Origin of the sequence: Dysgonomonas sp. Marseille-P4677, from assembly GCF_016652235.1 — a bacterium.
In the GTDB taxonomy this organism is placed as follows: Bacteria; Bacteroidota; Bacteroidia; order Bacteroidales; family Dysgonomonadaceae; genus Dysgonomonas.
The window spans coordinates 1-7,563 of sequence record NZ_JAEPKU010000171.1; the positions used below are offsets into that span (position 1 = coordinate 1).

Genomic DNA, 7,563 nt, shown 5'->3' on the forward strand with positions numbered 1-7,563 from the left:
CTCTTATCACTATCTGGACTCGTTCTGTAAAGTCCTTCATATATACGTTCCGGCCATGGCATCACCTCATAATCCGCTATGTTCGGATACAGAAGTTGTGCGGTAAATGTAGCCTGGTAATTCTTCTTGTAATCCACCCAATCTCTTGGCCAATCTTCTATCGGATCTGTAAGAAAGAACATCTTACGTCCTGTCGGAGCAGTCATCGATTCCATCGATCCATATTCTAAAAATGCGGTTTCAAAAACTCTTTCCTTTCTCTGCCCGTTAAAGAAATTAGGTTCACGTGAAGTCCCCGTCCACACTTGGGCAATATATCCGTCCACACACGGCAACGAAGCCAAGCTAGCTTCCGGGCTAACAATCATCCATTGCGAATAATTTACCAGAGAATGCGTAGGGACATAACACTTTACATCCATCCCTTTGCTCTTTCCATATTCCTTAGCATAAGTAAATACCTCGTTCAAAGCATTGTAATATAAATGATATTTCAGTTTGCTGGACAAATACGTGTTCTCCGGTGACTCATGTTGCGGTCGCCATTCAAACCCATAATAATCTCGCCACTCCCGCTTAAAAGCCTCACTGTATCCCGCGCGTGCCCAGAATTCGGGCTCCTCCATAAAAATTGCGTCGATACCTGCATCTATGACTCTTTTAACATGCTTTTCCTTTATATAATTCAGATAGTTTTTAGTCGGCACAATATAAGGTACCATATGGCCATGCCATATAGTATCACCGTTTTGCTGTACCTGTCCTTCGTCGAGATGCATTTTCCCATCCCATTCTCCTGTAAAGTAGTCCTGATACTCACCCCAAGCTATTCCCGTCATAAAATGAGTTATATATCCCCTATCGCGCCAAGATTTGACACGATCCTCAAAGACTATTCTTTTCGATTTATCGGAGGGGTTTCCACCTACCCCATATACCATTGCGGCATCCGCCCTTGTATCTATAGTAGGTCGCCATTCGCGAGATGTCTGAAAAGTGGTCTTGACATTGTCGCTTGTCTGGGCTTCCACTTGGAGGCCCAACACCAAAAGGCATATAATCAATACATTCTTTTTCATATTCATTTATTTTTTTGATGGTATTACTTGCATCAGAGCCGGACAAGCACTAGCATCGTATACTTCGATAACTCCGGTAGGACATGCTGAGTTGAAGTCCTTATAGGTGAGATTGCGAGAATCTCTATTGCTCCATCCTTTATTCGCATTATATCGCATCCATTCTATGTATTGCGTCTGGTTGCCATCTTCAATCAGGCGAATGATATATTGAGAAAAAATGGCCGTATAAATACCTTGCTCTATACCTGTTTCGAAAGATAAAATACCTTTACTGTCCGACATATTGTTCTTTGTATAATCTGCAGTAAGGATAGCATCATTCAGGTATTGTTCTTCTTTTGTTTCCTTATATAATAAAACAGCTGCTCCAATACATGTTGCCTGATTATATATATGCAATGTCCAATTTGTGGGATTGGTACCTACCTTATGGTCGGCCACACGTCCGCTGCTTTTATCGAACAAAACATTGCGACTCCATGCATATATTTCTTTTGCTCTATCAAGATATGAGTCATCTTTGGTAATATTGTAAAGTGTCATTGCAGCAATTACTGTTGGGTAATTGATACAGGCGGTTTTACCTCTTTGGTCGGATTTCCACCCCCAATACATTCCACCATTTACAGGATCGTAAGAGCCGCTGTCGATACCAGGTGCTCCAGACCATACTCTTTCGAAACCTGTGATGGAATAATCCAGATATTTCTGATCTTTTGTAATTTCATATGCTCTGGCAAAAGACATTACCCACCACATGATATCATCGTAAATAAACCAGACTATAGGATTGTTCCAATTATATTTGTCATAATAATTATACGCACCCAGATAAAAGTTTTCAATCATTGTATAATATTTCTGATCTTTTGTTCTTTTATAGGCATTCATCAACATATCCCAATATATAGCCTGAGTCCAGATAGCGGCAACACCTTCCTTATTAGACTTGGTATAATATATCTGTGTCGATGTGTTTAAAAACTGGTTATTAAATGCATCGATGGCCATTGTTGCATCCTGTTCTGTAAATTCTTTCAATTCGTAAGGATTCCCTTTCGTATCACCATTATTATCGGAATCGCCGGAACAGGTTAGAAACAATAAGCAGAACATTATGAGAAAGAATATTCTTCTCATCATTTTCAGTAATATTTTAATCATGATTTTACAGAATTTATTCCGGTGCACTAACTTAACTTTTATCATAGTAGAGACATACGTAATGCCCCTACTATGATAAAAAAATTACCAACCCGGATTTTGGACTAAATTCTTATTGATAACCAAATCTTTAAGAGGAAGAGGGAAGAAATAGTTCTTCTTGCTAAAAGCTCTGTCTTCAACTTTTGTACGGACAAAGAAATCCTCTCCATCTTTATCTATGTTCATACCATAGATTGCTTTACCTTGGTAATCAAGACTTGAAGCATTTTCAGCAGTACACCATCTGCGTACATCGAAGTAGCGACAACTTTCGAATGCCAATTCCACGCGACGTTCGTTGCGTATAGCTTGCCTTACTGTGGCCTGATCGTTGGATATTACTATTTTTCCCGCGCCAGAACCGTATTGAGGTATACCTGCACGTTCACGAATCAAATTCACATATTTAAGGATATCAGCATTTCCCGGATTACTTTCGTTCAGAGCCTCAGCGTAATCCAAATATATCTGGGCCAAACGAAGCATGATAGAAACTCTGTCATTATTACCCCAAACGGTAAGAGGAGCAGATTTTCGTACAACGTATCCTGATTTAGAATAGTCATTGGTGTTTCCTGTACCTCTACCCGAGTTTCCTGTGTTTTGTAAGCCAGTATAAACCACCCCTGAACCTTCATACAGCCATTTCTGTCCGTCGAATGTTATATCTGCATAAAATCGAGGTTCTCTGTTTACCCATGCATTCCATACACCTTTAGGTGCTAATACGCGTCCAGTTACAGGATCTTTGTAGTCTGCAGTTGAGAAACCACTCTCAGTATATCCTGACGCTGTGTTTATTATTGGAGTCTTGCCATCAGACTGATATCCAGTGATAGGTTTCAGCCCATTAGACATAAAATAAGCATCAACAGATTCCTGTGTTGCGGCCATACCTCCCGAACAACGAACTCCGTCGGCAAAACCAAAATGTTTCGGAGTTCTGTTATAATGCATCGTGCTTGCATTACCTTGTTTATTGAACCATATCATTTCTGCTGCAGAAGTCGTTCCTCCGAAATCTGTCAGTTCCGATGTTGCACCTCTGACTGCTTCGCGATAAGACAGATAAGGATCCAAATTGCCATTGGTATACTTACGGGTCAGTTCATATCCTCTGCCTACATAATCCTGAATAAAAGTTTTGGCTTCTTCAGCAGCTTCTGCCCATAATTGTTTCTTCTCGCTATCGGAATATGACGGGAATAATTTTTTACCATCAGGATTAGTCAATGATGCATAATAACTGTTAGAGCCATTGAATAAGTCACTCGCCGCAAGCATCCTGACCTGAATCTTAAACGCTCTTGCAATAACTTTATCTATGTGTCCTAATCCTTTATCACCTGAAGTGATTGTTTCAGAACTGCTTTGTTTTATATTGCTTATCAATCCGCCATTAATGGCTGCATCCAGTTCGGAAAGGATATATGCCACAACTTCGGGCACACTGTTTCTTGATGTATTCAATTCGCTGATAGGTGCTTGTTCGGAGATCGGAGTTTCTATAATAGGAACAGGTCCGTATAGTCTAAGCAGATAGTAATAATAAATAGCCCTTGCAGCTCTGGCTTCGGCTGTCCATTGCTCAAGATCGCCGGGTTCGAGAACCTTGCAGATATGGATATTTTCCATGAACAAAGTGGCAGCCCGGATTCCTTTATACCATTTATGCCAATAACTGTACACAAATCCTGTTTCTGAGGTCAAAGAACCGTTGTTTATAGTCTGAGCTCCATTAAAATCCCAAACAAACTCGGCATCGTCACATCCTGCATTCCATGCACCTGAAGTACCATTCGCTCCTCCCGAGGCTGTCCATCGGTCCTCAAACTCGGCCGGCATAGATGAGTAGACTGTAGCCAAATTGTCCTGTACACCACTGCGGGTCTCATATACTTTCTCCAAGGAGGTGATATCTGTTGGTACTTGATTCAGATAGTCGCTACAAGAACTGAGTCCAAATAGCATGAGTATCCCGGTAAAAACGCTTATATATTTTTTATTCATAGTCATTATATTTTAGAAGTTGAAGTTAACTCCGATTGTATAAGATGTTGTATTAGGATATTTAGTTCCATTGTCAGTATTCAATTCGGGATCCCAAAGTTTCCATTTTGATAATGTAAACAGGTTCAGACCCATCATGTAAACACTTGCATTTTTCAGATGTACTTTTCTGCACCAGTTTTGAGGCAAGCGGTAAGTCATCTGGAGAGTTTTTAGGCGGAAGAAGCTCATATCTTTCAGCCACCATGTGCTATTTTGGAAGTTATTTTGGTTACCCAAAGCGTCATTACCATAAGCTAAACGAGGATAAAATACATTTTGGCTAGGGTTACTTTCAGTCCAACGGTCTTCGATATTACTGTAAACGGCTCCGTTCCCGGCATCATTGAATGGTCTTACTATACCTCCCACAAAGCGATTAGCCTCAGCTGTACCCTGGAATAATACCCCTATCGAAAAGGCTTTATAGTCAAGATTAAATCCAAATCCGTAGTTGATTTCAGGTACATCTCCATTTCCCAACCATGATTTGTCATTATCATCTATTTTTCCGTCTCCATTCATGTCTTTGTACATAATATCACCGGCTCTAACATCGCTCATTCCTACTGTCGGAGGAGTTGGAAAAGGTTGTTGAGTATTTGCTTTTTCTGCCGAAGACAATGCATTCCATGCATTTATTTTATCTATATCGGTCTGAGTATAGAGTCCGACAGCAGTGTATCCTTCTACCGATGTCAAACTAAAACCTTTTCTGTTTCTCCATGCGTATTCTCTATCCGGAATATCATTATCGACCCATTCAGGCTTAGCCCATGTCATATTTCCACGTAAGGTCAATGCCCAGTCATTATTCAGTTTTTTGTAATAATCAATATTACCGTCTACACCTATTGTTTTTGTTTCACCTACGTTGCCATAAGGTACAGCCTGGAAGCCTGCATATCCCGGTAAAGATTGATCTCTCAACAATAGAATGTCTGTTCTTTTTTCTTTATAAAAATCTACAGTAAGAGATAAATCGTCTTTCAATAGTTTTATATCGAGACCTAGGTCTTGTTTAGTTGCAACTTCCCATCCCAAGCTAGTACTTGGATTGGAGATTCTTACACCTGTTCTGCCATTAGTACCGAAAGAATAACCGTAATCTCCGTTCCATTCATATTGCTCGATATACATAAAGCGTCTATCACCCAAGTTAGTACCTGTCCTACCGTTACCTACCTTACCATGAGTATAACGCAATTTAAAGAATGATACAGCATTTCTCAACGGATCCCAGAACAATTCATTAGAAGCTACCCAACCCACACCTACAGCGGGGAATGTACCGAAACGTCTGTCTTTAGGGAAGTTTTCACCACCATTATAACCGATATTGAATTCTGCAAAATAGCGGTCTTTCCACGAATAAGTAGCTCTACCGGCGATCCCTTGTAGTCTGAATGGTATTGATTCTATAATAGAATTAGCTTCATTATATGTTTTATTTTCCTGTGTATAAATAACCATTGCACCCACGCGATGATCTTCACCAAACGTTCTCTCATAGTTTAGAGAAGCTTCAAAATAATCTTTTTGCTGACCTGCAAAATTTTTCCCATAGCCTAATACTGTAGAACCATTGTTCCAGGTGGCTGCCAGAATAGGATTACCGTTTTCATCGTAAGGATTGTTTCTGTTTGCGAAGTAGTAAGTATTTTCCCTTTTACCGTACGACCTCTCACGTGTTGTTTCAACATCAAATGCAAACATTGCAGATAGTTTTAAGCCTTGGGTCAGAAAATCCAAATCCTGTGTAACCCTGATATTTGACTGTATCCTGTTTTTCATTTCATTACGGTAGCCACGTTTTGTTGCATCTGCATATGGATTTCGCTCGGCACCTTGTGTATGAGTTCCCGGAACATACTGAACACCGTCAACGACAAACATTACAGGATATTTTACCGGATTTACTTCCATGGTGGAAGAAAATATATCCTGTGAAGATATAGCCGGATAATTGCCGTATGACAAGTATCCCTGTACTCCGACATCAACTTTAGTAGTTGGGGTGAGCTGTACATTTAAGTTGGAAGTGATATTGTAGCGCTCATAGTTGATTTTAGAATCATAACTTTCATAATCATTGGATTTTATCATCCCCGTCTCGTTATAGTAGCTGAGAGATGTATAGAACTGAGCCATCTGACTACCTCCCCTGATATTGGCATTTACTCTTCGGGAATGAGCCCAATCGTTGAATACTTCTTTTCTCCAATTCACATTAGGGTATAGCAGCTTGTCATTACCTAAACGTGTATTTTCTATATAATCCTGTGAGTAATTTTTATAAAGTCCTCGTCCCATATTGTAAGAAGCCTCATTCGCAGCTTCCATATAGGAAATACCATCTGCTAGTTCCGGTGCTTTTGTGAAACGGTTAAAGCCTTCATAGTAATCGACACTTACTACCGGTTTCCCTATAATACCAGGCTTCGTTTTTATGATGATAACACCATTGGCACCTCTCACCCCATATACAGCAGTTGCCGATGCATCTTTCAACAAAGTTACTGATTCTATATCTTCCGGATCGATTTCATTAAACGGACGTTCTACTCCATCAACCAATATCAATGGGGTTGCACCATTGGGGGTAGAGATTCCGCGAATCCAGATATCGGCGGCATCTTTTCCGGGTTCACCTGTACGTTGTACCCCTACGATACCGGACAGCCTACCTGCAAGAACAGTAGATAAGCTTCCTGTAGGAGCCTTGGTATCGGTCATTTTTAGTGTCGATTGAGCACCAATCGAACTGATTTTCCTCTGAACGCCGTATCCTGTAACGACTGTTTCATTCAATTCGTTCACTTTCTCCATTAAGGATATATCATATACAGAGCTACTACCGACTCTTACAGATCCGGTTTCGAATCCGACATAGATAAAGTTTATTGTTGCGCCGTTTTTCACATTGATTTCGTATAATCCATCAACATCGGTAATTGTTGCATTCTGAGTACCTTCTTCAATAACGCTAACTCCCGGTAACGGCTCACCTTTGGCGTCGGTGGCACGACCTGTTACTCTTTTCTTTTCCTGATTGGCCGGGTTTTGATTAATGCTTGATTGTGAGTTTGTTCCTTCAGTGCTTTTCGCTGCTATTGTCAGCATGGAAGTGAAACAAAGCATTAGGCAAAAGATCGTAACCCTTTTTGTAAGAAGTTTTACAATGTTTCTCATAAATTAAAATATTAATAGTTATTTACTTAAAAAG

Annotated in this window: 3 protein-coding genes and 1 pseudogene; all 4 read right to left on the minus strand. The window is 40.2% G+C overall.

Annotated features, from left to right (window positions below):
* Positions 1-1,079, minus strand: a pseudogene (locus tag JGH11_RS18160) (hypothetical protein); the annotation flags it as partial.
* A gap of 6 nt (positions 1,080-1,085) precedes the next feature.
* On the minus strand, positions 1,086-2,246 hold the full coding sequence (locus JGH11_RS18165) for a glycoside hydrolase family 76 protein (protein ID WP_236264145.1): 1,161 nt from the start codon (positions 2,244-2,246) through the stop codon (positions 1,086-1,088).
* An 84-nt stretch (positions 2,247-2,330) separates the two neighbouring features.
* Positions 2,331-4,298, minus strand: a complete 1,968-nt coding sequence (locus JGH11_RS18170; RefSeq protein ID WP_201114161.1) for a RagB/SusD family nutrient uptake outer membrane protein — start codon at positions 4,296-4,298, stop codon at positions 2,331-2,333.
* 12 nt (positions 4,299-4,310) lie between these two features.
* Positions 4,311-7,529: a TonB-dependent receptor gene (locus JGH11_RS18175; protein WP_201114163.1), complete on the minus strand. Its 3,219-nt coding sequence runs from the start codon at positions 7,527-7,529 to the stop codon at positions 4,311-4,313.
* Positions 7,530-7,563 lie beyond the last annotated feature (34 nt).

Excerpts from the sequence above, each read along its gene's own strand:
- JGH11_RS18165 (WP_236264145.1), bottom strand. The coding sequence starts at position 2,246 with ATGATTAAAATATTACTGAAAATGATGAGAAGAATATTCTTTCTCATA.
- JGH11_RS18170 (WP_201114161.1), bottom strand. The coding sequence starts at position 4,298 with ATGAATAAAAAATATATAAGCGTTTTTACCGGGATACTCATGCTATTT.
- JGH11_RS18175 (WP_201114163.1), bottom strand. The coding sequence starts at position 7,529 with ATGAGAAACATTGTAAAACTTCTTACAAAAAGGGTTACGATCTTTTGC.